We start from the raw sequence: 24,340 nt of genomic DNA, 5'->3' as shown, positions 1-24,340 counted from the left end.
GATTGCAACAACATTTGGGGTGATTTTAGCATCAGCCTTTCAGGGTAGTACTATTTTCTGCCAATATATGGCGAAATTGTTTAACCTAGAATGACTAGGCGTCAAAAATTTCACTGTATATTGCCTAAAAAATAGTGACTGCCAGCACCACATTTGAATGTTCAACAGACCCTAACCTTTAAGCTATGTCTGCAAATAACATTAAAAAAAGGCTGCCTCAATATTGAAGCAGCCTTTTTATTTTTAATAAAGTATTTCTAAGACAATAACCTCGTTGCTGCTGTCATTAATTACTCTGAGAAATGTACAACCGTACGGATACTTTCGCCTTTGTGCATCAAGTCAAACGCTTCGTTGACGTCTTCTATCGGCATCGTATGAGTGATAAAGTCTTGTAAAGGAATCTCACCTGCCAGATAACGCTCGACATAACCTGGTAGTTCTGTGCGACCTTTTACCCCACCAAACGCGGAACCTTTCCAGACTCGACCAGTTACTAACTGGAATGGACGGGTTGAGATTTCTTGTCCAGCACCAGCGACACCGATGATGACTGACTCGCCCCAACCTTTGTGGCAGCACTCTAGCGCTGAACGCATAACATCGACGTTACCGATACATTCAAACGAATAATCCACACCGCCATCGGTTAGCTCAACAATAACTTCTTGAATCGGTTTGTCATAATCTTTCGGATTGATGCAATCGGTTGCGCCTAGTTTTTTAGCTAACTCAAACTTGCTCTCGTTAATATCAATCACAATGATACGGCTGGCTTTTGCCATAGCAGCACCAATCACTGCTGACAGTCCGATACCGCCCATACCGAAGATAGCCACGGTTGCGCCCTCTTCAACTTTTGCAGTATTCATGACTGCGCCCATGCCTGTGGTGACACCGCAACCAAGCAAGCAAACTTCTTCTAATGGCGCTTCTTTATTGACTTTGGCTAGAGAAATCTCTGGTAGCACAGTATATTCAGAAAACGTTGAGCAACCCATATAATGATAGATAGGCTCGCCGTCTTTGTAAAAACGCGTCGTGCCATCTGGCATCAAGCCTTTACCTTGCGTCTCGCGTACTGCTGAGCAAAGATTGGTTTTGCCTGAGCGGCACATTTTACAAACGCCGCACTCTGCCGTGTATAACGGAATGACATGATCACCGACCTGAACGCTGGTTACGCCTTCACCAACTTGCTCAACGATACCGCCACCTTCATGACCCAAGATCGCAGGGAACACGCCTTCTGGATCTTCACCAGATAAGGTAAAAGCATCTGTGTGACAGACACCGCTGGCCACGATTTTTACCAGTACTTCGCCTTTACGTGGCAGCATGACATCTACTTCTTCGATAGACAATGGCTGCTTTGGGCCCCAAGCGATGGCGGCTTTTGATTTGATAAATTTATCTGACATAGGAATCTCTCTTTTTGATTGTTATTGATGGATTGTAACGTAGCGTAAACTTAAAACGTCATTCACGCCCAATCATTATTTTTGTTCAATAAGGCTATCTGCTCGTTTTAATCGTCACGATTTCTACGATTAAAACGGATAAAGATAGACTGAGCTTATCTTGCCTGCCCTCTGTAGGCAAGCATTGATGACCATAAAGCAGCATCTATTTACATTGATACTAACCATTATATTTATTTCTGAGCAGATAACAATATGCTATATTTGCAAATATCTTTTACATATTGGTAATAATCATGCGCTGGGAAGGAATTAGTGAGTTTGTCTATGTCGCAGAATTCGAGAGCTTTACGCGTGGTGCAAAAGAGCTGGGTATCTCGACTGCACAAGTCAGCCGCCAGATCAGCGCGTTAGAGAAACGTTTAAACATAAAGCTGCTATATCGAACCACGCGCAAGGTCTCATTAACCGAAGAAGGACGTGTATTCTATCAGCATTGCCGCAGTGTACTCGATGGCTTGGATGCCGCTGAGCAAGCCGTAAGCAACTTACAATCAAAGCCTCAAGGCAGGATAAAACTAACAGCGCCCGTTACTTATGGTGAGCAGCAATTATTACCCCTTATCAATGATTTTATGATGCAGTATCACGATATCGAAGTGACTGCCTTTTTGAGTAATCAGAAAATTGATTTGATTGAAGGGGGTTATGATTTGGCCATTCGTATCGGCAAATTGCATGACTCGACGATGATGGCAAAAAAACTTAGCCTGCGTACTAATTTTGTCTGCGCTGCGCCCTCTTATCTAAAAAAACACGGCATACCACACCAACTGAGTGATTTAAGTCAACATAACTGCCTACTAGGTACTCGTGACTACTGGCACTTTATAGATGTGGGTAAAATAAAAGAAAACCCTAACACTAGTGGTAAAGCAACTGACCAAAAAGCCAGTGTCGAAAGAAACCTACGTGTCTCTGGTACGGTGCAATATAACAGCGGCTATAGTCTGGTCGATGCTGCGTTAAAAGGGCTAGGTATCGTACAGCTACCTGATTACTATGTGCAAAAGTACTTAGCGTCCGGCGAGTTGGTCAGTTTACTTGATGACTATAGAGAGCCCGAAGAAAGCATCTGGGCCATTTATCCGCATAACCGTCATTTATCACCAAAGATTAGACTGCTCGTAGATTATTTGGCAGAACATTTGGTTTAACGTTCTGTTAAGACGTATGGCAATCACAAACCTGATTACGCACAATGAATATTCGATGTTGCTCATTATAGTTAGGACTGACCATACTACAGATAACTTATAGGTATCATTATGATTAAAATCGTCTCTATCGCTGCGCTAGCAGTGGCCGTTGCTTCTTGTGCCAGTATCGATACGCTATTGGATAAAACCAATAGCACTGGTTCTATGACAGACACAACAACCTCTATCAATGCTGAAAAAGGCTTGGTGACCATGCAAAGTAATCACTCCGTTCAAGATACCGCAGATAAGCTGGTCTCAATGATCGAAAGTAAAGGCATGAAAGTATTTGCGCGAATCGATCATCAAAAAAATGCGCAAAGTGTCGATCTATCATTACGACCAACGCAAGTCGTGATGTTTGGTAATCCTAAAGCAGGCACGCCATTGATGAATTGCGAACAAACGGTTGCCATTGATTTACTACAAAAAATCCTAATCAGTGAAGATGCCAATAAAAACGTCTGGCTCTCATACAATAATCCTGACTACCTAAAGACACGCCACCATATCAAAGGCTGTGATACTGAGCTTGATAATGCCTCAAAAGCACTTAACGCTATCAGTACTGCAGCAATAGCAAAATAATGTGCTCGATATAGTTGAATAAATATATAGTTTAGTAAATAAGTGGAGTGTGCTACGGAAGTATTACTTATTTACTTAAAAATCCCTCATATCAAGAATGACTAGATTGCTCCATCTGATCATTCAACTCTACTTTTAATTTCTTTGCGCACTCGATAATCTTTTTTCTATCGGCAGGAATAGCACCTTGTGCAATAGCGATTTCACGCATTTGAACCGTGATATCATAGTGAGGATAGCTAGCGTTACGATGAAATAGACGCGCATCCACATCAATAAATGCCGCAAAATCATGCAGCTCTTGCAAGCTATCCGCCAGCATATGACACCACTTATGGCCTTTGAATTTTATCTGCACAAAATCTACATATATCGCCATATAACCGCCTCTCTACTTATTCACTGATTCGCTTATCTATTTTTTAATTAGCTCGAAATACCTTAGCAACTTAATAACACTGTCATCAAAAACCTCTATAACAATGCGCGCACATCTTTTTTAAGTTGTTTGAGTCGTTCTTGATACTCGCTATGACTGCTATCAAATGTACTCAGTCGTCCATAGCGTAACTGACGGTAGTTTTGTCTAATTTCAATAAGCTTTGTTTGAATAACGATTGGGTCGCTACTATCTGTTAGCTGACTCGTAGCAGATTGGGCATTGTCACCCTGACGGCTATCAGTAGCCGATGCCAAACGTTCCAGCCAAGCTAGCTGCCCTTCGTTATCATTGCGAGCTAATAATTTATCATGTTTGGCAACACGTTTTGAGAGCTGAGCAAGAGGTAAGTCTGCTGGATGCCAACGTTTGCGGCGGCGATACCAAATGACAAATACTAAGATAGCCATAACGGAAACCGCACTGGTGGCTAACCAAACGACTTGCTGCATGATTGAGCTAATATTGAACCATTTGAGTAATGAGTCTGCCTGTTTGTCTTGGTCATAGCCGACTACGTCTTTTTGCCAGTAGTAGCTCGCTTGGTCTGATAGGCGGCGTAGCGTTTGTAGCATCTGATACTGCTGATAGCTGATTTGTGCACTGGCACCATTGCCAAACATGGCTGCCCCTTGCTGCTCGGTCATCGTATTCATGCCTCGCTCTACTCGCTCAGGTGCCACAAAGGCTGTCGGATCCACACGTACCCAGCCTTGGCCCTCAAGCCAAACCTCAGTCCATGCGTGCGCATCCATTTGCCGCACTTCCCATACGTTACCATTGCGACTCGGCTCACCGCCTTGATAGCCGGCTACTACTCGTGCAGGAATGCCAGCGGCGCGGAGCATAAAGGTAAAGCTTGACGAATAATGCTCACAGAACCCTGCTTTGGTTTCAAATAAAAACTCGTCAATACGATTGGTATTGAGCCGTGGTGGCGACAACGTATAGCGAAACTCTGTTCGATTGATCCATTGCTCGATAGCCGCTATGTAGCGCACAGGGTCTGAACCTGACTGCTCAAATAATTGCTTAGCAAGCGCGCGTGCTTGTGGATTACCTTCGTTAGGCAAGGCAAGGTTCTCACGTCTTGATGCCGCTGTCAGAACCGGATCAATACGCATCTGTGCAAACTGCAACACATCATAGCGAAGCTGCTGCGTAACAGGTTGATCCTTTGATAAGGTAAATTCAGAGGTAGTATTGATATCTGGCTGTTCAGAAAACGGATAATCAAGACCAAAGAGCCAGTTTTGCTGAGTGGGTTCTAAGATAACCTTGTAATTGACAGGTGCCGCCCTTGATTCATCAGGTACAGTAGCAAAGGCATTCTGAATCCATGCAGGTGCTTGCAATCTCGATGACCATTGATCCTTTTGGGAAGCTGGGCGCCATGTGACACCGTCGAAATCACTAAATACCAAACCGCGCCAATACAGCTGCTGTTGTGGTGGGCGCTCATCAGCAAACTCTACCCGAAAAGCCAGCTCAGTTGACTGCCCTAAATTAGCAAAATCACCAGGAGACATGCTATCAGACACACCTGTAACGGCTTGCTGACCTGAGAGCTGTACGGACCACAGCGGTGGCAGTCTCGGAAAAAATAAAAATAGCACCACCAATAATGGCAATGCACCAACCCCTAACACGCCCAATGTACGCAAGCGTCCGTCACCGTTAGCATTGCTATCATCATTAAGCGCAATAAATGCTAGCAATACAATGACTGCGCCAACGATCACTTCTAAAGTAGTCAGTAAACCTTGATCCATCAAAAATAATGCCGCAAGCACGAACAATGATAGATTCAAAACCACATAGGCATCGCGGCGCTTATATAGCTCCCATAGCTTACTAACTAGGCATAGCACCAAAAATGCCACACCCATATCAAGCCCAAATGCTGTATTGTAGGTTAGCCATATACCTAATAGCCCCAACAAAAATCCTAGCATTTGTACACTTTGATAAATACGCTTTAGGTGCGATAGTTTTTTGAATTTAGCTTTGATATGAGGCAATTGAGCGGCGATACTGACGGCGGCAAATCCTATCAACCATAATGGTAAATGTGCGGCATGCGGTAACACAACGACGACTTGAGCAATTAATACCCAATAATAAGCTGGCAGTGCAAATAACTTACGATACCATTTAGCGTCATTTCGCTCAGGTCGAATTGAGACTTTTTGACCCAAAGCCAACTGCTCAAAGCTGGCCGTTTTTGTAACATCGACCGCATAATACTCTGTGGACAGTGTATCAACATCAGCAGAAGATGAGCGTTTAGAGTTGGTCATGGTGCTTTCGCAAGCCTTAGCAAGCATGCTTGCGCAAAGGATTCTCCGTTACCCATCTCCGCAGTAGCAGGAGTATCACTAGGTAAACGCATTTGAAACGGCACGCCTAGCTGACCTAGCGTCAATGCGCCATAAGCCAATTGTGCAAGTTTGTGCTCGTGATGTGCAGCTGGCATATCTGCATAATCAAGCGTTTGTTCGTGACCGACCGGATCAGCGAAATGCTTGGTCAGCATACCTTGTCCCCGCGCCACATGCCCCCAAGAGACTCGGGCCAATGACTCACCCTCGACATAGTTATCTAATCGCTCAAAGTCGTCCTGACCCTGTCTATACTGCCCACCTGTTGGTAAATCCTCTAAGCTTGCAATTGCATATTTTGCTTGCCAGTCAAAAACTTCAGGTTTTGGATATACCCAAGCTGTACGCGCAAAGTAGACATAAGACCATGCACGCATAATACCTAATGGATAAACTGTTTTTATTTTTAACCGCGGTAGTTCAAGCTGACCACGGTTGTAGGTCTGGACAGGCAGTCGAACGACTTGCTCACCTTGTAATCGCGTGATGAGTATTGAGCTTTGCGTGTTTGTGCCATTTTTGGTTTTCTTATTGGCTAACTGTTCAAATTCAAATAGCAACTGGCGCCTTGGTTGGCGACTATCACTATTCAACTGTAGTGTAATCCAAACAGGCAAGCCAGCTTCTGTCATAGTGACTTCTAGCAGACGCACTTGCAGACCAGATATATGAGCAAAAGTAACATGAAAACTAATTAGCCAAATACTGACCAGATAAAAGCACAAACCAAGCACTAAGTTGTTGCCATAGTTAATACCCGCGATAAAGGTAATTACTAACAATACAGCGAATAGCATTCCTTCACGACTAAAGAAAATATAGACATTACGCAAATTAAGCGTAGCACTGTCACTCTTAGGTGCGCGCGCGGCAAACCAGCGGCTCAGAGCTGATTTTATTGGTGCGGTTAAGGCCTTTGGTAACAAGCTCATGACTACCCTATTATTACCATCTGATTGACAATGCTGTTAGTACTTGTATTTATATCTGACTGACAAACTCACGAATAGAACAATATATTTGATTCAGGACAATTCGAATACAAGGAAAGCTGGTGAAAATACCGTAAATATTGAACTGGGTGACTTTGATATTTTCTCTAAGTTATATAGATTTGACTACGTGTAGAACTATATTTCAGCGATGTAGTTAATCAATAGGGTCAAACAGCATATCAGCCGCTAAGCGCCGACTGACACTTCTGCTAGGATGCGTTGGGCGATGGTTTTTGTTGCTTGTCCACCAGTCACATGCGCGGGTACGAAACGCTGACCGAGGCGATGATCAGTGACCGCAGCAAACACCGCTTGGATATCTTCAGGGGTCACTTCCATATATCCCGATACATAGGCATGCGCTTGGGCAGCACGTTGTAGTGACAACACGCCGCGAGGCGATAAGCCATGATACTCTTGGCTTGCACGAGTTTTTGCAACCAGTCTTTGTAAATAATCCAGTACTGTATCTGCTACATAAACTTGCCTGACAGCGTGCTGAGCCAGTAGTACAGCTTCAGTATTAAGTACCGTATTCAAGTCTTTGAGTAGCTCGCGACGATCTTTACCTTTTAGCAGCTCACGCTCTGCGGCAGGCGATGGATAACCCAATGACAAACATAACAAGAATCTGTCTAACTGAGACTCTGGGAGCGGATAAACACCTGCTTGTTGCAATGGATTTTGGGTGGCAATGACAAAGAATGGCTGTGGCAAAGGATAAGTCTGGCCATCTTGCGTGACTTGTCGCTCCTCCATCGCTTCAAGTAGCGCACTCTGCGTTTTGGGACTGGAACGGTTGATTTCATCAGCAAGTAATAACTGTGTAAAGATAGGTCCCGAGCGAAACTCAAATTGCTGTTTACTTTGGTCGTAGATGCTCATACCTAAAATATCAGCAGGCAACATATCATTGGTAAATTGCACTCGGCTAAAGCTCAAACCTAATAACTGTGCCAAGCCCTGTGCCAAAGTCGTCTTACCCATCCCAGGCAAGTCCTGCAATAATAAATGACCGCCTGCCAGGATACAACTGAGTGCTAGCCTAACTGCTTGCGGCTTGTCCAATACAATCTGATTTAATTGCGCTAACAGCTGTGCAATTTGCTGCTGATTGCGTTGAAAATCAGCTGTACTAGGTATGGGTTGGCTGAGCGGATTCTCTGTTATATGAGAGGTAGATAATGATATATCGTTAGCTGCATGGTTCATGGTAGGTTATTGGCTCATTTTTTAGGTCATAACGATGATAAGTCAGTTCACATCATCTGTAACGGTTGGTGCAGCGGCACGGAGCGTAGATAAATAAGCAATAATATCAGCACGTTCTTTCGCATCTGGCATCGGGTCAGACAGCATTTTGGAGTCTGGCATGGCTTTTTGGGCATCTGCAATATATGGATCGAGTGTCTCTGCATCCCATACCCAACCTGAATCTTCTAACCCTTTGCTGTAGGTATAGTCTTTTAACTCGGCAGCTGGCGCACCATATATATTCATTAATTGTGGGCCTTTTTTATTCAGACCCGCATTACGTTGGTGACATTGACCACAGGCATCTTTATAAATTATCGAACCGTTGTCTGCATCGCCGTCAGTATATAAGGGCAGAGTCACAGGAGCACGGTGGTCAGGTGGTGTTTTCTCACAAGCTGCGAGCAACAGAACAGCAGCCAAAAGGCTACTCATTTGATATTTATTAATAAGTGTCATTTTTAGCAATCTTTAGTTGAAGAATATTATCGCTATGACATAAACGATATGACATATTGGCCTTTTAACTCGCTACCTTTATTGTGCTACTAGGCTCTTCTAAATAATACCCCTGCAAATAGCGTGCGCCCACACTCCAAGCGACCGACATTGTTGCTGCATCTTCGATATAAGGCATGAGCACATCAACTTTGATATCATTAGTGCGCATGATGATAGACTTGACCGTTTCTAAATTTTCTGCTGAACCAATGTCTTGAATATAACTGCGTGCCAAGCGTACCATATCAGGCTGGACAAAATTGGCGATTTCAATAGACTTGGCGGAAGAACCAAAATTATTAATACCAATTTGACAGTTGACATCGTTGAGCTCAGAAAATTGAGATTTCGCGACGGTTAAATGTTCAGAGATATCTATTTCATTGAACTGTAGCGTTAATACACCAGCTGCGCCGCCTACTGCTTTTATCAATTGACTCGCCACTATCGGCAATTTTTTATCGACCAGTGAAGCACTGGTTAACTGTACTAATAATTTGGCTTCAGGATGCGTTTTGCGAACGTCGTTAATCTTCTTACAGGCATTGATAAGCACCCATCGATCTATTTTTTCTAGTAGCTGATGCTTTTTAGCCACTGCCATGAACTGATCAGGGGTTAGTACCGTATTGTCAGCATCGGATAATGGTAGTCGTAGATATACTTCAAAGAAGTCGCTACGATCGTTGTTGATGTCGTATATTGGCTGAAACGATAGATCAAAACGGTTATTAGTAATGGCATCCACTAATGACTCAGCAAGCGCATGATCATCGCTATTGGCATGTTCGCTTGGGTCATATATACGATAAGATCCACCACTGTTAGAAGTCTCTACCATGATTTGGCTGATAGCATCCATGGCGCGTTCTAATATGATGACAGGCTCTACCGGATTTTTTTCAATCTTGACAACAGCAATGCTAACTGTTGTATTCGTTGTACGTTTATCAACTTCAATAAACATATCCTTGATAGAGGATCCGATATGTTTAGCAAGCTCTTCAATATCACTCGTCGTCTTGTTTTTTACTAATATCGTGAATGCGGTATCGCTGAAACGGCTTACATGCCCATCAGGTACTAGCTCAGTCAACGTGTGGGCAACTTGTTTGACCGTTGCATCTATTCCTTGTAGACCCAAACTACTTCTTATTTTTCCTACATTATCAACCTGCACATATAGCAGGGCTGCGGTTATTAGTCCTTGGGACGCCTGCTGATGTATTGCTATCATCTGATCTTCAAAACCGCGACGATTATCTAGGCCAGTTAAATTATCTTTACGTTCAGCTTCAGCTAAACGCTTAGCAACCTCCGCACTATTATTACTATTCTGCTGAATGATAATTTGAATGACTGGCTCGCCTTCTAACGTGGCTGATGCCAATTGTAGTTTCGCTTCGAAGGTGCTGCCATCTGTCCGTACACTTTCAAAATTAAACTCAACGTCTTGGCGACTGCCTTTGTCAAACTGACGTAAAAACTGTTTAAACCCTTGAACATTATCTCTACCTGAAATCAGGTCAATAATAGGCACGCCTACCACTTCATTCATCGATTTAAAGCCGAATAGCTGAAGATAGGGGTCATTAGCAAATATATGGATACCCTCGTCTATATAAGCGACCGCGCTCTTAGAGTTCTTAATCAACACATTGGCACGTTGCTCTGCTTCAGAAAGCACTTGACGTAAAGTTTTTAGCTCACGGCGACTGCGCAAACTATTATGTTGCAGGCAGATGGCCATTACGACTGGCATTTCCTCATCCATTTTGAGCGCTTTGACCATCGTGCCACTCATCACAGCAGGGAGCCCCTCATCATTACAAGCAGTCGTCGCGATATCTTCATTCATCAGGCAAATCATCGGCAGATCGATATTTTGCTCTTGTACAAGGCTTACCACATCTGTAAAGCTCATATTATAAGCTTTACCAAACACCAGTACATCCCATGGTTGGCGCAGAAGTTTTAATAGCTCTTCTTTATCGTCCAAAAACCCCAAATTCACACTATCGTAATAAGGACTCAATAACTGAACAAGACGTTCAGCATAGAGCTGATCATCATTGATCACCAACAAATTTAAAAGAGATTGAGAGCGCATAAGGAGCCTTTTAGTCGTACGTATTGTTATCTTTTATTCTGTTACTTTACATCTTTGCCTAAAACTAACCTAGCACATAAAACATGCTAGCGTTAATATTCTATGAATCCTGTCAATACAAACTGAGTTTTCACTATGATAATTATTTTATAGTTAGAGATATCATAAAAGTCAGAGTAACAATATTTATCATTATAGACAATAATTAGACCAACTGCAGATTAACTTATGGCCTTTGTCGCCTACTATATTACTGACGAAAATCTGTATAAACTCTCCGTTATGGCCTGAAATACTTGTCGCATCTAAGTACCTCTAAGCGCTATAACTGCACCACCTCATATTGACTAAACTTATCAGTCATCATTAGCCTGCGTCCTAATCGTAGAGTGGTTTGTTTATTACCAATACGCATGACGACTCTATCATCAGCTTGAAAGTAAAAAGGCGGTACGATTAGCGTGCCAGTCGTCTGTAGCTGTTCATCTTTACCGAGAATAAATACCGGTACAAAATGATGACTTCGCGTTTTACTGCCTTCCAAACGTAATCCACATGCCACAATTTTATGCCCGAGTATTTGCCATTCCACTTCTGGATTTTTAGTATCTACATTGAACCAGCGTACCACCCCTATTGACCAATCAGGTTGTTCTGTATTTTCAGAGCCATAGACCAAAATTAAACTCATTATGTGTAAGGGCTGCGGTGCCGTTAGAGAAAGGTCAGAGTCATGTTTTTCTACAATAAGCCTCTCTTTATTGAAAATATTTTTGTCTGCAACCTTCTCATTAGGCTTACCATTTTTTGGCAACAAATGCAGTTTGCGATATGCTGAAGAACTTTCATAGTCGTCAAATATCTCAATATTTATAACGCTACTGCGACTACGATCGCTGTCAAATGTATCGTATAAAGGCCTGTCCTCTTCTCGTAAATTTTTGATAGCGATCAAATTGGCAAAAATTTTTGAATGACCTACTTGGTAGTGTATATCATTAAAATTGGTGATTAACTTTGCCTGCTGCTTGCTAGTATATTTGGTTGGTAAGGTAGGTGGCGGCTGCAAATAGCGATAGCTAATGGTCATCGAAATAGCATTAAGCAGACTATATTCTGCTGTGCCACCTTCTTCGATAAAGGCTTCTTTACGTGACTCAAAATATTCAACTATCGGTGTCAGTTCTATAAATAAACAGTCATGACCATCTTCATATGGGTTGATATGAGAGTTGACGGTCAGATAGCTTGGTGGATTACTACTATGAAGATCAACAAAAACCTTTGTCTCGGTGGCAGGCTCCATTGTCGCGACCATGTGTTTAGCCCATTCAGGCAATAGACGCTGTACGAGTAAGATATTCGGGCGCCTCATAGCACGCAAATTTAACAAGTGATGCAAACAAATTTGGCAATATAGCTGATGAATACTGTTTGTTTGGTTCGTTACAGTATGTATGCTTAAATCAATATCAGCTACTTTTCTCTGATGAGCCAGATAATATAACTGATTGACTTTAGACCACAGGTAATCTGATGGCTTTCGATAGCACAGTGCTTCTTCTGCTAATAGTTTTTGGTATCTTAATAGTGATTGATAAATCGCAATGGCAAGCGTGCTATCAGGTTTAGTTTCAGCACCAAAAAAACGCTGCCAACCTTTACCAGAAGATTGGTTTAGGGAGGCTTCTGACAACTGCGTCTCACGACGTATGACTTTGTCGTAAACCATGATAATTAAATAATGTAGCGATTGCATTTGAGCGATATAAGACATCTGATCCTGACTAAGCGCGCCTGTCTCATAGATATAGTGCTGCCTAAAAGCTGCAATCAGTCGGTCTGAGGCATCAACGACTGTTGCCATTAATTTAAGACGCTGTTGTTCATCCATATTGGATTCACGTAATACTGTCAGTAGACTCTCTAAATGTTCTGTTTGCTGCTCTTGGCTGAGCGCCGGTAGCGTTGCCAACATTTTTAACAAGTAACGTTCTTGACCATTTACTGAGCGATTAGATAGCGGAGGTAGTGGCTCTGTAGAATCTAAATGCTCTTGAAGCATTGATAACGTTATCATCAGTATCTTTACTCTTTATTAGTCACTCTGAGGCAATCAGTAATATGCAGCAGTACAAATACATGTATGGCATAAAAAATGTTTGTTAAGCTCGACTATAGAAAAGTGATGATATCTATTTATTGTGAGCCTAAATCTAGCAGTACGCTCTGACAATACCTACATACTGGCAAAGTTTTGTATTTAACGTTATATGCTTTTTAGTTAGATTACATACTGACAGTCTATATTCTGTTCCAATCATATATCTATTTATACTTATAAAAAAGCATAAATCCTAGATTTTAGTTTCTAAAGATACTATCCGCATCTTTTTTTAAGAGCCGCTCTTTGTTTACTAATTCTCCTAAATTGATATAGTGCCCTACATTAGCTATTGCTGTAAATATCAATCGGCACTTTAAAAGGTTTATTAGGTAACTCTCTAACCAACTTAGGGACAAGATAGCCTGGCAATGATGCTAGCAATGACCAATAAAGCTCAATCGCTGCTTGCTCACTACTATCGAAATGCGCCGCACCAGCCACCTTGTCCAACACATGTAAATAATATGGTAGCACGCCAGAAGCAAACAAACGCTGACTAAGCTGTACTTGCGCGTTAAGGGTATCGTTGACACCTTTTAGCAACACGGCTTGGTTTAATAGCGTAACTCCAGCTGCTCTAGCACGTTGCAAATACTCAGCAGTTGGTGCATCTAGCTCATTGGCATGATTACAGTGAATGACCATGACAATATGGCAGCGGCTTTGAGATAACCTCTCTAAAAATGCAGCGTCCAAGCGTGCAGGTATCACCAATGGCAAACGCGTATGCAATCGAATGGTAGTAATCTGCGGAAGAGACTCCAAAGTATCTAACCATGAAAACAAACGTCGATTGGTCACATTTAGTGGATCACCACCACTCAAAATTACCTCATTGACCTCAGGATTTGCATTAATATAGTTGATGATATTTTCTTTTGCATCAGCAGTCGGCATGTTGGCACTATAGTCAAAATGCTGGCGAAAGCAGTAACGGCAGTGAATAGCGCACGCACCCGTAATCGTTAACAATACTCTTGACTGATATTTATGCAGCAAGCCTTTTACAGGATTTTGAGTGTTTTCGCTTAGCGGATCTGCTACGTAGCCTGTGACGTTGATTTGCTCTTGCTGGTCTGGCAACACTTGTTTAAGCAGGGGATCATTACGGTCGCCAATAGCCATTTTTGCCACAAAGCCACGCGGCACACGCAGTTCAAAATGCTTAGGTACGTAAACTTCTGCACGCATTGATTCAAGCTGTAGGATACTCAATAGCTCATCAACAGATGTAATAGCTTCCGATAATTGCGTTTGCCAGTTTTTTTGTGTGATTAAATGGTTTATCATGACAGCCTATTACCTGTGCCCAAAATCCGATATTATACGCCCTTAGTGTCTAGCCTATCAAAGTATCCTCGTTAATCCGTAAATACTTGGCATAACAGAAAATTTTGGTACAGTCAGCCCTATGTCTTACTATTATATTTACAACCCCTAGGAGTTTCTTGTGGCAAGTTTTTCTACTAATGAATTTAAAGCTGGTCTAAAAGTGATGCTTGATGGCAACCCTTGTGCCATTCTTGAAAACGAGTTTGTCAAGCCTGGTAAAGGTCAAGCCTTTAACCGTGTTAAGTTGCGCAATCTTCGTAGTGGCAAAGTACTGGAACAAACTTTCAAATCAGGTGACAGCTTAGAAGCTGCTGATGTGATGGATACTGAAATGAACTATCTATACAACGATGGCGAGTTTTGGCATTTTATGCATCCTGAAAGCTTTGAGCAGATTCAAGCGGACAAAAACGCAATGAGTGACTCAATCAAGTGGTTAAAAGAAAACAGCAATGCTCTATGTACCATTACGTTATTTAATGGCGCTCCTCTGTCAGTCACGCCGCCTAACTTCGTTGAGTTAGAAATCACAGAAACAGATCCTGGCGTACGCGGCGATACTTCAGGCGGTGGTGGCAAACCTGCTAAATTAGAGACAGGTGCTGTTGTACGTGTACCATTATTCGTGCAACAAGGTGAAGTGGTACGTGTTGATACGCGTACTGGCGACTACCAAACTCGCGTGAACTAATATCGCTCTAAACATGACTGGTAGTTGATATTTACTGATATCTTTATCATCAATAAAAAAGCTTAACCACCATATAGGCGGTTAAGCTTTTTTTATATTTACCGATCATAGTTACATTAAAATGCTAATCAATGGCGCCAATACTAATATTTAGTAAGTTACTCTTCTTCCAATGATTGCTTTTGTATCAGCCAATACTGTACTAAGGCATTCAACTGCTCTTGCTTAAAAGGTTTAGTGCAATAGTCCTGCATACCAACTTTCAGATATTTCTCACGCTCGCCGTCCATTGCATTGGCAGTCAAGGCAATAATGGGCGGCAATACTTGAGGATCATATAATTCATGCAGCTTAATAGTAGCCTGTACTCCATCCATAATCGGCATATGATGATCCATTAATATCACATCATAACGCTCAGGGAATAGAGCAAAAGCCTCAATTGCTTGCTGACCATCAGTAACATGAGTGACGGTATGACCACTGTTGGTTAGTGCTTTTTTGGCAATAATCGCATTAACAGTATCATCTTCAACCAACAAGATATGGCCAGACCGCTCATGCGTAGGTTCAATCATCGTCATATCGTTAGAGTCTTGCCATACCTCATACTTGTCTTCGTCAATAGTAGTTAACGGTAATAAAACACTAAATGTCGTACCGACTCCTACTTCACTATTTACATGAATACGACCACCCATCAAATCGACCAGAGACTTACAAACAGATAGTCCAAGTCCGGTACCACCGTAAATACGATGAGTAAACTTATTTGCTTGGTCATAAGCGTCAAATATCGCCTCTAACGACTCTTCTTTGATACCAACACCCGTATCTTTCACTTCTATACACAAAGTTATATTCTGACCAGTTTCATCGCATTCTATTTTGCTTGCTTCTTTTTCTTGACTCGTACTCACGAATTTTTCGTTAATGTTATTTGGACAGTAGCAATTGTCCATATGTTTAACATCGATACTTACTTGACCACCTTCACGCGTGAATTTAATCGCGTTATTGACCAAGTTTGCAATAATCTGTTTTAGACGTACAGGATCACCGTTTACATAAGGTGATAGTGTTTCAGTATAATGATAATCTAAGGTCAGGCCTCTTTGACGTGCCTTTATTGCAAATAAACTGACGACCTCATTGCATAAACTAGATAAATTCAATGGAATAGAATCAATCGTCATTTTTCCAGACTCAACTTTTGATAAGTCCAAAATACCATTAATGATTACCATCAAATGCTCATTGGATACTTTAATGTTATCAACGTATTCTCGCTGTTCATTACTGAGTTGGGTATCGCCTAACATCTCTACCATACCGATAATACCGTTCATCGGTGTGCGAATCTCATGACTCATATTAGCCAAAAAGCTTGATTTCATCTCATTAGCACGCTTAGCATCGCGTTGTTTGTCTTGTAATTTCAACGCATCTGCGGCCATCATTGCAAACTGCGCCAATATCTCTGATTGTTGCTCACTAAAACTATGATTAGGCTTTATATCCATAAGGCATAAGGTGCCTAGACGATACCTTTTGTTGTCTTCATATAAGATAATAGGAGCACCAACATAAAATCGTAAATATGGAGAACCTGTGACCATGGGATTCTGGCTAAAGCGATCGTCGTTCCAAGTATCTGGCACTATAAAAACGTCATCGGACAATATCGTATAGTTACAAAAAGCAATGTCACGTGATGTCGTGCATACACTTTCAGGTTCACTATCAAATTTACAAGCTGGTTTTAAATATTGGGTTTCCTCATCCATAAAAGTAATGGCGACTACAGGCACATCAAAAAACAGCTTCACGAGTTCAACAAGCCGATCAAACGCAGGCTCCTCATCTTCATTGAGTACCTGATACTTTCTTAGCTTATTGATACGCTCTATTTCATCTACCGCGACAGGGTAGCTCTGCTGAGGTGAGTTAGATATAGACAAGGTAAACTCCGTTAAATAATATCAGACGTATTAGTTACGACTCGTCTGTCTTATTAATAATTGTAATGCTTCACTCACCATAATCATCGCCACCACTGATGTAACGACCACTGCTGAGCCATAACCACCGCACTGTAAACCGCCTGTTTGACAGCTTTTATCTACAATTGGCGGCTCTGTCGAATAGACACATTTGATACCAAATTTTTCTTTTAAAGCACTATTAATGCCTTTCTCGTGGCGTAACTTGTTGCGTAACTTTGCTAATAGTGGGTCTTGATAACAGTCACGCAAATCACTTACTCTAATCTGACTTGGATCTATCTTACCACCTGCACCGCCCGCACAGACCAACTTTAGTTTATTAAAACGACAGTGTAAAGCAATTGCTAATTTCGCATTCATATCGTCTACACAATCTAAAATAACAATCGGTTGCCCCTGAGCAGTAGCGGATTTGACCGCTTCACGACTTGGTAGGAGTGTGGCGACATTATCTACTGTCAAAAAGTCATCGACTAAATTTAACGTTACTGTAGGATTAATTTCTCTAATACGAGTTGCCATTGCTTCAATTTTACTTTGACCAAATGTGCTGTCCAATGCAGGCAGTTGGCGATTGACATTAGAAGCAACTAATACATCCAAATCAATCAGCGTAATCGTTCCCACTGCTGTCCGAGCCAGCGCCTCTGCTGCCCAAGAGCCCACCCCTCCCACACCAATAATATAGACATGAGCTGCCGAAAAAGTATCAACCGCAGAGGTACCATATAGTGTCCGTGTACCTTGAAAACGACGATCGTACTGCTCATCTTGTTGGCGCAATTCGTCTTGTGCAAGACTGTCTTCGACGGATTCTGGTTGTTCAAATTGTCGCGTGTCACTCATAACAGATCAAATTCTCTTTTCAAATATTTTGGTTGTCATTTATTTGGCTAGTACTTTTTAGCGTCTAATTACAGCTATGCTTTTCTTATAAATAGTATAGTTACGTTGAATAAGCCCAGTCTACTTTCAGAGCATCACAGCTATTTTGCCATAACTGCTTAGCAAGTTTATCATGTGGTATTTCTAATAGCTCACTCAAGCTTGCTAATACCCATGGCAGATTGGCTGGTACATTTCTATTATGTGAATCAGTATCATCCGCTGTCTGACACATAATAGGTGTCATATCTGGACAATCCGTCTCAATGACCAAGCATTCGATGCCATGACTCTCAACTGCTACTTGAATAGCACGGCGCAGTTTTTTAGCATTCGGATTGGTTATCTGACCAGTAACGCCAAGCTTAAACCCCAACTTTACAAAAGCCTTCGCCTCTTGTTCGCCACCGCTAAAGCTATGGGCAATACCGCCTAATTTATGCGCATCGTATTTATGCGCTTTTAATATTGCGAGTGCTTCAGCATGCGCTTTACGAATATGCAGCATTACTGGAAGTCGATGGGCCACTGCTATATCCAACTGCGCCGCAAAGAACCTTTTTTGTTTAGCAAATACATCAGGCTGCTTCATTGCATCGGTAAAGGTGTCTAACCCAATCTCACCAATGGCTAATGGACGTTGCTCTATCACCATTTGTTCAAGTTGTATTAAATGATCATCGGTATGTTGCTCAATATAAAATGGGTGTAAGCCTAGCGCGACATGGGCTGCAACATCGCATTTATCTTGGTTGTTTGCTTTCGTCGCAGACGATTGCGACAGTTCATTGATAAAATCTTGAGTATCGTACATTCGATCAAAATACTGGTATAAATAACCTACTAGCACTAAGTGACGAATACCTTGACTATAAGCCTGCTCTACCTGTTGTCTGCGATCATTGTCGAATACTGGAGCATCAAAATGTGTATGCGTATCTATAAGAGGATAGATATTTTTTAAAGCTTCTCTAGCGTATATTCTCTCAGCCATAGTCGCTGATTCGTTGCCACACATCAATAAACTCCAAAACTGACTTTTCAGAACATAGAATTGAGTAATAAACACTGAACAATTTTTTCTATATTAGTATTTTTATATAAGAATATTGCTATAGACGCATTACTGAGCTTTTATTTTCTAATTACTAACTTCTATTTTTTAGCTGCATTCTCACGAGCATCATTGATATCATTACCTTTAGATACGGTCTCATGGTTGTTTACTGTCTTCGTATTGTCCTTTCGACTACTGCGTCTAGGGATGAGCAATAGCGCAGTTGCAGCCACACTCAGTAAAAACAACTTCTTTGTATTCTTATAATTTGTCATCTTAGCTTCTGTTTTACTATGGTGGAAAACATAATACGTAACTCATTATTCTATTAGTAACCAATATACCCAAATATGAAAGCAGCTATGTTTATCTGTGTTATGAATACGCAAGCTAATGTACGATGTAACTAGTATCTATCACATCGTACATTAATTTATGTTAGTTGAATCATATTAACCGTTATATATACGGCCAATATTTTAACGATTAAGAGGATAGGTCGTGATACCGCTATTAGGACTATCTACTCTCGTAAAGCCTTGCGAGGTAGATTTCGGCGCTTGATCACGTTTAGGGATAAGAGGATTAAGCGGCATAAGCTCGTAATCTGCACTGACATTACCATTCCAACCTTCAGTGCCGCTCAATGGTAACTGCTTAATCGTACCGTTTTTATCAATGACCAACTGCAACACTCGCATTTGATTGAATTTGCGTTCAGTCACACTCGCTACCGCGCCGCCATCACGTAAGATAGTCGGCTGTAAAAAGATAATCAAATTGCTCTTTTGGGTGCTGTCATTGTCAGAACGAAAGAGTCTACCGATAACAGGGACACTCCCTAATCCTGGGACTTTTTGCTGACTGGTAGTAGTGTTGTCACGCATCAATCCGCCCAAGGCAATCGTCTGCTGATCATCCGCTAGAATGGTCGTATTAATAAGGCTTTTATTGGTAATTAGCCCACTGGCATTACCCGTACTGCCTGGCACGACTGACGAGACTTCTTGCGATACCTCTAAACGTACTGTGCCATTGTCACCAATGTGGGGAATGACATTCAGATTAATACCAATGTCTTGACGATCAATCGTCTGAAATGGGTTGTTTGAATTATTGCCACTGGTGGTAAAAGAGCCTGTGACGAAAGGCACGTTTTGACCAACCAAGATACTGGCTTTTTCATTATCCAATGTCAAAATCGATGGCATGGACAATAGATTAGCACTGGTAGATGAGTCAAGCGCCTGTAAAATAGCGCCATAAAACTCTGTATTGCCCTGACTGTCTTTACGACTGTCTCCAATTCCTATCAGTGCACCTGCGATAGAGCTGGCTGCAGCGCTAATACCTGCCGTACTTGTCCCTGCTAAAGCAGCCGCCGCAAGTGTCGTAGCGCTGGCCCCTACATTGTTAAAGTTGACCACTCCATAGCCACTATTGGCGTTGCCTAGCGCCCACTGAACACCTAGCTGGGTGGCATCATCGCCTGACACTTCAACAATAGCCGCTTGAATCAATACTTGTGCACGGCGACTGTCTAATTGGTTGACCGCATCTTCAATCTCGAACATTAGCTCAGGTGCGGCGTTGACGATAACGGCATTTTGAGTTTCATCAGCGATAATACTAAACGGACGACCGCCTACTCCTGTGCTTGTTCCACTTGTGCTGCTAGTCGACACAGCAGCCGCACTGCTACCTAAGCTATCGCTGGCTGCGTTGTTGATTGCGGCACCTGTGCTACTGACATCATTTAGCGAAGCTGATTCTAACGTCGAGGTCGCGCCAGCACTATTGATAGATTGATTAGCGAGTAAGCCGCGTAACATATCGGCGATATGACCAGCACTAGCGTACTTTAAACGAAAGACACGTAGACCACTTAAACGTCTGGTAGGCGTAGTATCCAATTGATTGACCATTTCTTGGACTTTAGCAATCATTTCAGGACTACCTTTGACCAGCAGTCTATCGCTTGACGTATCAGCAATCACCTTTAGCTGATTGTTGCCACCTTGAGCTTGCCCGCTACCCGCACTTGAGACTAAGGCGCTAATCAACTCCATCATACGTTCGGCATCGACGTGGCGTAGTGGTATCACTTGCAAACTGTCATTTACATTACTGTCTAAGTCACGGATAAGAGCTGTCAGCTGATTAAGACTGTCTGCTCGATCGGACAATACTAGCGCATTGACACCAGGTACAGCGGCCGCGTGAGCCGACTGCGGCATCAATGGGCGAATAACCCCTAATACTTCTGCAGCTTGGGTGTTGGTCAAATAAATAACTCGAGTAGCAAGCGACTCACCCACACTATCACTGCGTAAATCAACCGCCACACCAGATTGCTTAGCAATATTATCTGGCACCAGTTTTGTCGTCGTTCCTGACTCAATCGCGGCGATACCATTCACTTGCATCACGCTCAGAAATAGCTGATAGATCTCATCACGGGACAGGGCTTTATTGGAGATGACCGTGACATTACCATTGATACGTGGATCAAGTACAAAGTTTTGATCTGTAATGGTCGCAACTTCATTAATAAAGGCTTTTATATCAGCGTCTTGCAAATTGACTTTCCAGCTCTCGGCATTGGCAAGACCAACACCAGCAGCCCATAATGGCACTGCCAGACAAAGTGGACGACACAGGCGCATCAAACGCTGCAGGCTACAGTACAAAGGCGTGGCTGAAAAATTCTGAAAACTTACCATATTGATGATTACCTACAGTGATATTGCTTACTATGTGCTGAGTTTTTAAGGAGCAATTTTGCTAAAAACCTACCTTGCTAGAACTGTTGGCGAATCGTAATAACCTGCTCACCACGTTGAACCTCTATCTGCGCTTCACCTGCTTGCTGTACTTGCTGAAGTACACCAGCATCTTGCGCAGGGTTATTACCTACGCTCTGTCCGTTGACGGTCAGTACTTTATCGCCTGGCTCTAACCCTAAACGATTACGTAGGCCAGCAGGCATCGCCGCTGTAACTTGATAACTCTCACCTGATGCCATCACCCCCATTCTACTTAGATAACTGGCAGGGTTTTCTTGCAAGGCCGTAACCGCTTCTTCGATAGCTGACTGTGGATTACTTGAAGTGTCTGCGCCAGTTGTCCCCTCTGCCTCAGGAACAGCATTTTGTACTGGCTGGGGCGCTGTAGGCAACATGCTATTGTTTGGCAAACGCTGATTGCTTATTCCGCTTGCTAGCATATCACTCTGGTCTAATGGCATCGCCTCTGGCATTTTAATAACGGTTTCTTTATCGTTAGCATCAGCGATAATGACTGAATTCCAATCAACAGCCACGAGCGTATAATCACTGTCCTTTAGTCCATCACCGATGCGGTAATTTTTGACTTCGCCACTAACATTCAATAAGGCGGAAGACATGCTCTCAGGTATGGCTAGTAGTACGCCTTTGAGCTCAATGTTGGGAGGTGGTTGCACGACTGCGGTAACAGGATCGGGATCAGCAAAGATTGCAAACAAGCCACTATAATCGTTGGTGGATTTGGCATTATTCTGTAGAGGCGCTAAAGGCAATACAGGTGCTAAAGGCGCTGCTAGCAGTAGCCATAAAAGACGGGCGGCTGTCCAGCATAGCCAAGCAATGGCTAACAATAGTAGCCAAGCTGAAAAGCGATTGAGAGTATTGATAACAGGTTTTAGGCTTGCGGCGATATTAAGCATTTAGTTCGCCCCCAAACCAGCTAGCAATGGCTGGCGCACACTGACAACTGGCGTATCTTGAGGGGCTTGTCCTTTATACTCAGGCATGTTCTCTAGCAAGCGCTGCGTGAAACTGACATCGAGCATATTATCGCTGTCGAGATACAGATCTCCCAAACGCTTATCTTGATTGTTCAATAAATTGATATGCAGCAAATCTCTATCGTTTTTCTGCTCTGTACTAAGCTCGGCTCTTAGAGCAGGCATCGTAATATAAAAAACTTTGCCACCACTAGGATAGCCTACCTCACCACCAACCCAAGTCAATTGACCATCCGCTGCACTAAATCCGCCAGCGTCTTTAGCAGGATCGCTACTAGATGCGTCATTTTTATCAGACTGGCGCGTTAGCGATACATTGTTTACTTGAATAGGGGTATTTGGCAGCTGCCAGTTGACCACACTCGCTAGCGTCTCAGGTGCAATTTTCCCACTCATGTTGTCAACTTGCCATGAGTTTAACCCAAGTTTAGCTTGCCCATTCAGACGTGTCTGTGCTGAGTGGATATTAACATCCGCACCTAGCTTCCCTATGAGTAACTGCCAAGGCTGCCATGACCATTCCACCGTACCTGTGAGCGACGTTGATGACATAGGCAATTGCCAAATAGCAGCGCCTTGCCATACATTGCCGGATACATGCTGGACATAGGGCGTATCTGGCGCGTATTTCTCAAGTAACCATGCTGCTGGCATTTGCAATACAGCAAATAGCGCAAACAACACAAACCCAACTAGCCACCAAAGCTTACGGGGACGTTTATGAGAAAACTCAGATACTTGGGCCACAGTCGTACAACTCTTATATAAGACAAAAACGTCATTATCATAACAAACAATGGCATATAGATGACAGAAAAAAAGCCAGTATCTTTTTGCCAAAATACTGGCAGTAAAGATACTGGCTTTTATTTTCTCGAAAGCAGCTATGTCTGTCGCTAAATGGTTGTAAATACACCATTATCAATAGCAACTTCAAACTGGTTCACAGAAAGGTATTTTATAAGAAAACAGCTAATTAAATAGCAAAATCTTCGATATCACGACCTGCTGCTAGCGCTTCAACCAACCACGTTGGCTTACGGCCACGGCCAGTCCAAGTTTCACTATGATCATCAGTATTACGATATTTAATACTGCGTTTTTTCTCTAATTTTTCGCCAGCTTTCAGTATCTCTTCGATCGTTGCATTGCTATCTTCTGCAATCTGCTCGAACTGCATATAAGCATCATACAAACGTTGATGCTGTTTTTTGGCGATAAGTTGTTGAGCGTTTTCAGTGATAGCACGTAACTCATCTACGTTCAAATTTTCTAAATCAATTGCGTTATTTTTGCTCATAATAAATCCAACTATAAAATAAGAGTGTGGCCTCTATTGAGGTATTGTTTTTCGTGAAATAATGCAGTGAACAAATCGTTCATTGGCCATTAGACCTCTTGCAAAAGTCATAATTTAAGCTCGGAATTAATGATACCAGCAAACAGCTTCATTCTAAGATCATAGCG

At 42.4% G+C, this 24,340-nt stretch carries 20 protein-coding genes; 3 read left to right on the top strand and 17 right to left on the bottom strand.

Going from position 1 to position 24,340, the window contains the following annotated elements; translation table 11 throughout:
* Positions 1-290: 290 nt before the first annotated feature.
* Entirely contained in the window at positions 291-1,421 is a 1,131-nt protein-coding gene (locus I3249_RS02615) for an S-(hydroxymethyl)glutathione dehydrogenase/class III alcohol dehydrogenase (protein WP_238068423.1), read from the bottom strand.
* 296 nt (positions 1,422-1,717) lie between these two features.
* Between I3249_RS02615 and I3249_RS02610 the strand changes: the two genes are divergently transcribed.
* Both I3249_RS02610 and I3249_RS02605 read left to right on the top strand, forming a co-directional pair.
* Positions 1,718-2,638 carry a LysR family transcriptional regulator gene (locus I3249_RS02610; RefSeq protein WP_238068422.1) on the top strand — a complete coding sequence of 307 codons (921 nt, stop codon included), beginning with the start codon at positions 1,718-1,720 and terminating at the stop codon, positions 2,636-2,638.
* 111 nt (positions 2,639-2,749) lie between these two features.
* Complete coding sequence (locus tag I3249_RS02605) at positions 2,750-3,268, top strand: DUF302 domain-containing protein (protein ID WP_238068421.1); 519 nt, start codon at positions 2,750-2,752, stop codon at positions 3,266-3,268.
* Positions 3,269-3,359: 91 nt separating this feature from the next.
* On the opposite strand, the gene I3249_RS02600 is transcribed toward I3249_RS02605, so the two are convergent.
* From I3249_RS02600 to epmB, 8 genes are all read right to left on the bottom strand, one after another.
* Positions 3,360-3,647, bottom strand: a complete 288-nt coding sequence (locus tag I3249_RS02600) for a DUF4031 domain-containing protein (RefSeq protein WP_102093848.1) — start codon at positions 3,645-3,647, stop codon at positions 3,360-3,362.
* A gap of 95 nt (positions 3,648-3,742) precedes the next feature.
* The gene (locus I3249_RS02595) at positions 3,743-6,007 is read right to left on the bottom strand and encodes a DUF3488 and transglutaminase-like domain-containing protein (RefSeq protein WP_238068420.1); all 2,265 of its coding nucleotides are present in this window, start codon (positions 6,005-6,007) and stop codon (positions 3,743-3,745) included.
* The gene (locus tag I3249_RS02590; RefSeq protein ID WP_238068419.1) at positions 6,004-7,020 is read right to left on the bottom strand and encodes a hypothetical protein; all 1,017 of its coding nucleotides are present in this window, start codon (positions 7,018-7,020) and stop codon (positions 6,004-6,006) included. The genes I3249_RS02595 and I3249_RS02590 overlap by 4 nt, the downstream gene beginning before the upstream one ends.
* A gap of 249 nt (positions 7,021-7,269) precedes the next feature.
* Positions 7,270-8,295 (bottom strand): MoxR family ATPase, encoded by a 1,026-nt coding sequence (locus I3249_RS02585; protein WP_238068417.1) that lies wholly within the window; start codon positions 8,293-8,295, stop codon positions 7,270-7,272.
* A gap of 42 nt (positions 8,296-8,337) precedes the next feature.
* Positions 8,338-8,796, bottom strand: coding sequence for a c-type cytochrome (locus I3249_RS02580; protein WP_102090425.1), 459 nt, complete (start codon positions 8,794-8,796; stop codon positions 8,338-8,340).
* Positions 8,797-8,860: 64 nt separating this feature from the next.
* The gene (locus tag I3249_RS02575; RefSeq protein WP_238068416.1) at positions 8,861-10,948 is read right to left on the bottom strand and encodes a GGDEF domain-containing phosphodiesterase; all 2,088 of its coding nucleotides are present in this window, start codon (positions 10,946-10,948) and stop codon (positions 8,861-8,863) included.
* Positions 10,949-11,270: 322 nt separating this feature from the next.
* On the bottom strand, positions 11,271-13,028 hold the full coding sequence (locus I3249_RS02570; RefSeq protein WP_238068414.1) for a hypothetical protein: 1,758 nt from the start codon (positions 13,026-13,028) through the stop codon (positions 11,271-11,273).
* 369 nt (positions 13,029-13,397) lie between these two features.
* The gene (gene epmB, locus I3249_RS02565; RefSeq protein ID WP_238068412.1) at positions 13,398-14,405 is read right to left on the bottom strand and encodes an EF-P beta-lysylation protein EpmB; all 1,008 of its coding nucleotides are present in this window, start codon (positions 14,403-14,405) and stop codon (positions 13,398-13,400) included.
* Positions 14,406-14,565: 160 nt separating this feature from the next.
* On the opposite strand from epmB, the gene efp reads away from it, so the two are divergent.
* Positions 14,566-15,138 carry an elongation factor P gene (gene efp, locus I3249_RS02560; protein ID WP_057761310.1) on the top strand — a complete coding sequence of 191 codons (573 nt, stop codon included), beginning with the start codon at positions 14,566-14,568 and terminating at the stop codon, positions 15,136-15,138.
* Between the two features lie 158 nt (positions 15,139-15,296).
* Here efp and I3249_RS02555 read toward each other — a convergent pair whose 3' ends face one another.
* The 8 genes from I3249_RS02555 to I3249_RS02520 form a co-directional block, all read right to left on the bottom strand.
* A complete protein-coding gene (locus I3249_RS02555; protein WP_238068410.1) occupies positions 15,297-17,099 on the bottom strand; it encodes a GAF domain-containing hybrid sensor histidine kinase/response regulator in 1,803 nt (600 codons plus the stop codon).
* 30 nt (positions 17,100-17,129) lie between these two features.
* Entirely contained in the window at positions 17,130-17,990 is an 861-nt protein-coding gene (locus I3249_RS02550) for a tRNA threonylcarbamoyladenosine dehydratase (protein ID WP_238068408.1), read from the bottom strand.
* A 100-nt stretch (positions 17,991-18,090) separates the two neighbouring features.
* Positions 18,091-19,023, bottom strand: coding sequence for a TatD family hydrolase (locus I3249_RS02545; RefSeq protein ID WP_238068569.1), 933 nt, complete (start codon positions 19,021-19,023; stop codon positions 18,091-18,093).
* 161 nt (positions 19,024-19,184) lie between these two features.
* Positions 19,185-19,361 carry a hypothetical protein gene (locus tag I3249_RS02540; protein ID WP_165596935.1) on the bottom strand — a complete coding sequence of 59 codons (177 nt, stop codon included), beginning with the start codon at positions 19,359-19,361 and terminating at the stop codon, positions 19,185-19,187.
* A 204-nt stretch (positions 19,362-19,565) separates the two neighbouring features.
* Entirely contained in the window at positions 19,566-21,809 is a 2,244-nt protein-coding gene (gene gspD, locus I3249_RS02535; RefSeq protein ID WP_238068406.1) for a type II secretion system secretin GspD, read from the bottom strand.
* 77 nt (positions 21,810-21,886) lie between these two features.
* Positions 21,887-22,792, bottom strand: a complete 906-nt coding sequence (locus tag I3249_RS02530; protein ID WP_238068404.1) for a type II secretion system protein N — start codon at positions 22,790-22,792, stop codon at positions 21,887-21,889.
* Positions 22,793-23,620 (bottom strand): type II secretion system protein N, encoded by an 828-nt coding sequence (gene gspN / locus I3249_RS02525; RefSeq protein ID WP_238068403.1) that lies wholly within the window; start codon positions 23,618-23,620, stop codon positions 22,793-22,795.
* Between the two features lie 229 nt (positions 23,621-23,849).
* Positions 23,850-24,173, bottom strand: coding sequence for an H-NS histone family protein (locus I3249_RS02520; RefSeq protein WP_101204384.1), 324 nt, complete (start codon positions 24,171-24,173; stop codon positions 23,850-23,852).
* Between the last annotated feature and the right edge of the window lie 167 nt (positions 24,174-24,340).

The sequence above is a fragment of the Psychrobacter sp. Ps1 genome (genome assembly GCF_022129425.1).
Classification (GTDB): domain Bacteria; phylum Pseudomonadota; class Gammaproteobacteria; order Pseudomonadales; family Moraxellaceae; genus Psychrobacter.
This window is presented reverse-complemented; position numbering and strand designations above follow the sequence as displayed.

Bases quoted from the DNA above. Each gene is read 5' to 3' on its own strand.
- I3249_RS02615 (WP_238068423.1), bottom strand. From the start codon at position 1,421: ATGTCAGATAAATTTATCAAATCAAAAGCCGCCATCGCTTGGGGCCCA.
- I3249_RS02610 (WP_238068422.1), top strand. From the start codon at position 1,718: ATGCGCTGGGAAGGAATTAGTGAGTTTGTCTATGTCGCAGAATTCGAG.
- I3249_RS02605 (WP_238068421.1), top strand. From the start codon at position 2,750: ATGATTAAAATCGTCTCTATCGCTGCGCTAGCAGTGGCCGTTGCTTCT.
- I3249_RS02600 (WP_102093848.1), bottom strand. From the start codon at position 3,647: ATGGCGATATATGTAGATTTTGTGCAGATAAAATTCAAAGGCCATAAG.
- I3249_RS02595 (WP_238068420.1), bottom strand. From the start codon at position 6,007: ATGACCAACTCTAAACGCTCATCTTCTGCTGATGTTGATACACTGTCC.
- I3249_RS02590 (WP_238068419.1), bottom strand. From the start codon at position 7,020: ATGAGCTTGTTACCAAAGGCCTTAACCGCACCAATAAAATCAGCTCTG.
- I3249_RS02585 (WP_238068417.1), bottom strand. From the start codon at position 8,295: ATGAACCATGCAGCTAACGATATATCATTATCTACCTCTCATATAACA.
- I3249_RS02580 (WP_102090425.1), bottom strand. From the start codon at position 8,796: ATGACACTTATTAATAAATATCAAATGAGTAGCCTTTTGGCTGCTGTT.
- I3249_RS02575 (WP_238068416.1), bottom strand. From the start codon at position 10,948: ATGCGCTCTCAATCTCTTTTAAATTTGTTGGTGATCAATGATGATCAG.
- I3249_RS02570 (WP_238068414.1), bottom strand. From the start codon at position 13,028: ATGATAACGTTATCAATGCTTCAAGAGCATTTAGATTCTACAGAGCCA.
- epmB (WP_238068412.1), bottom strand. From the start codon at position 14,405: ATGATAAACCATTTAATCACACAAAAAAACTGGCAAACGCAATTATCG.
- I3249_RS02550 (WP_238068408.1), bottom strand. From the start codon at position 17,990: ATGAGTGACACGCGACAATTTGAACAACCAGAATCCGTCGAAGACAGT.
- I3249_RS02545 (WP_238068569.1), bottom strand. From the start codon at position 19,023: ATGGCTGAGAGAATATACGCTAGAGAAGCTTTAAAAAATATCTATCCT.
- I3249_RS02540 (WP_165596935.1), bottom strand. From the start codon at position 19,361: ATGACAAATTATAAGAATACAAAGAAGTTGTTTTTACTGAGTGTGGCT.
- gspD (WP_238068406.1), bottom strand. From the start codon at position 21,809: ATGGTAAGTTTTCAGAATTTTTCAGCCACGCCTTTGTACTGTAGCCTG.
- I3249_RS02530 (WP_238068404.1), bottom strand. From the start codon at position 22,792: ATGCTTAATATCGCCGCAAGCCTAAAACCTGTTATCAATACTCTCAAT.
- I3249_RS02520 (WP_101204384.1), bottom strand. From the start codon at position 24,173: ATGAGCAAAAATAACGCAATTGATTTAGAAAATTTGAACGTAGATGAG.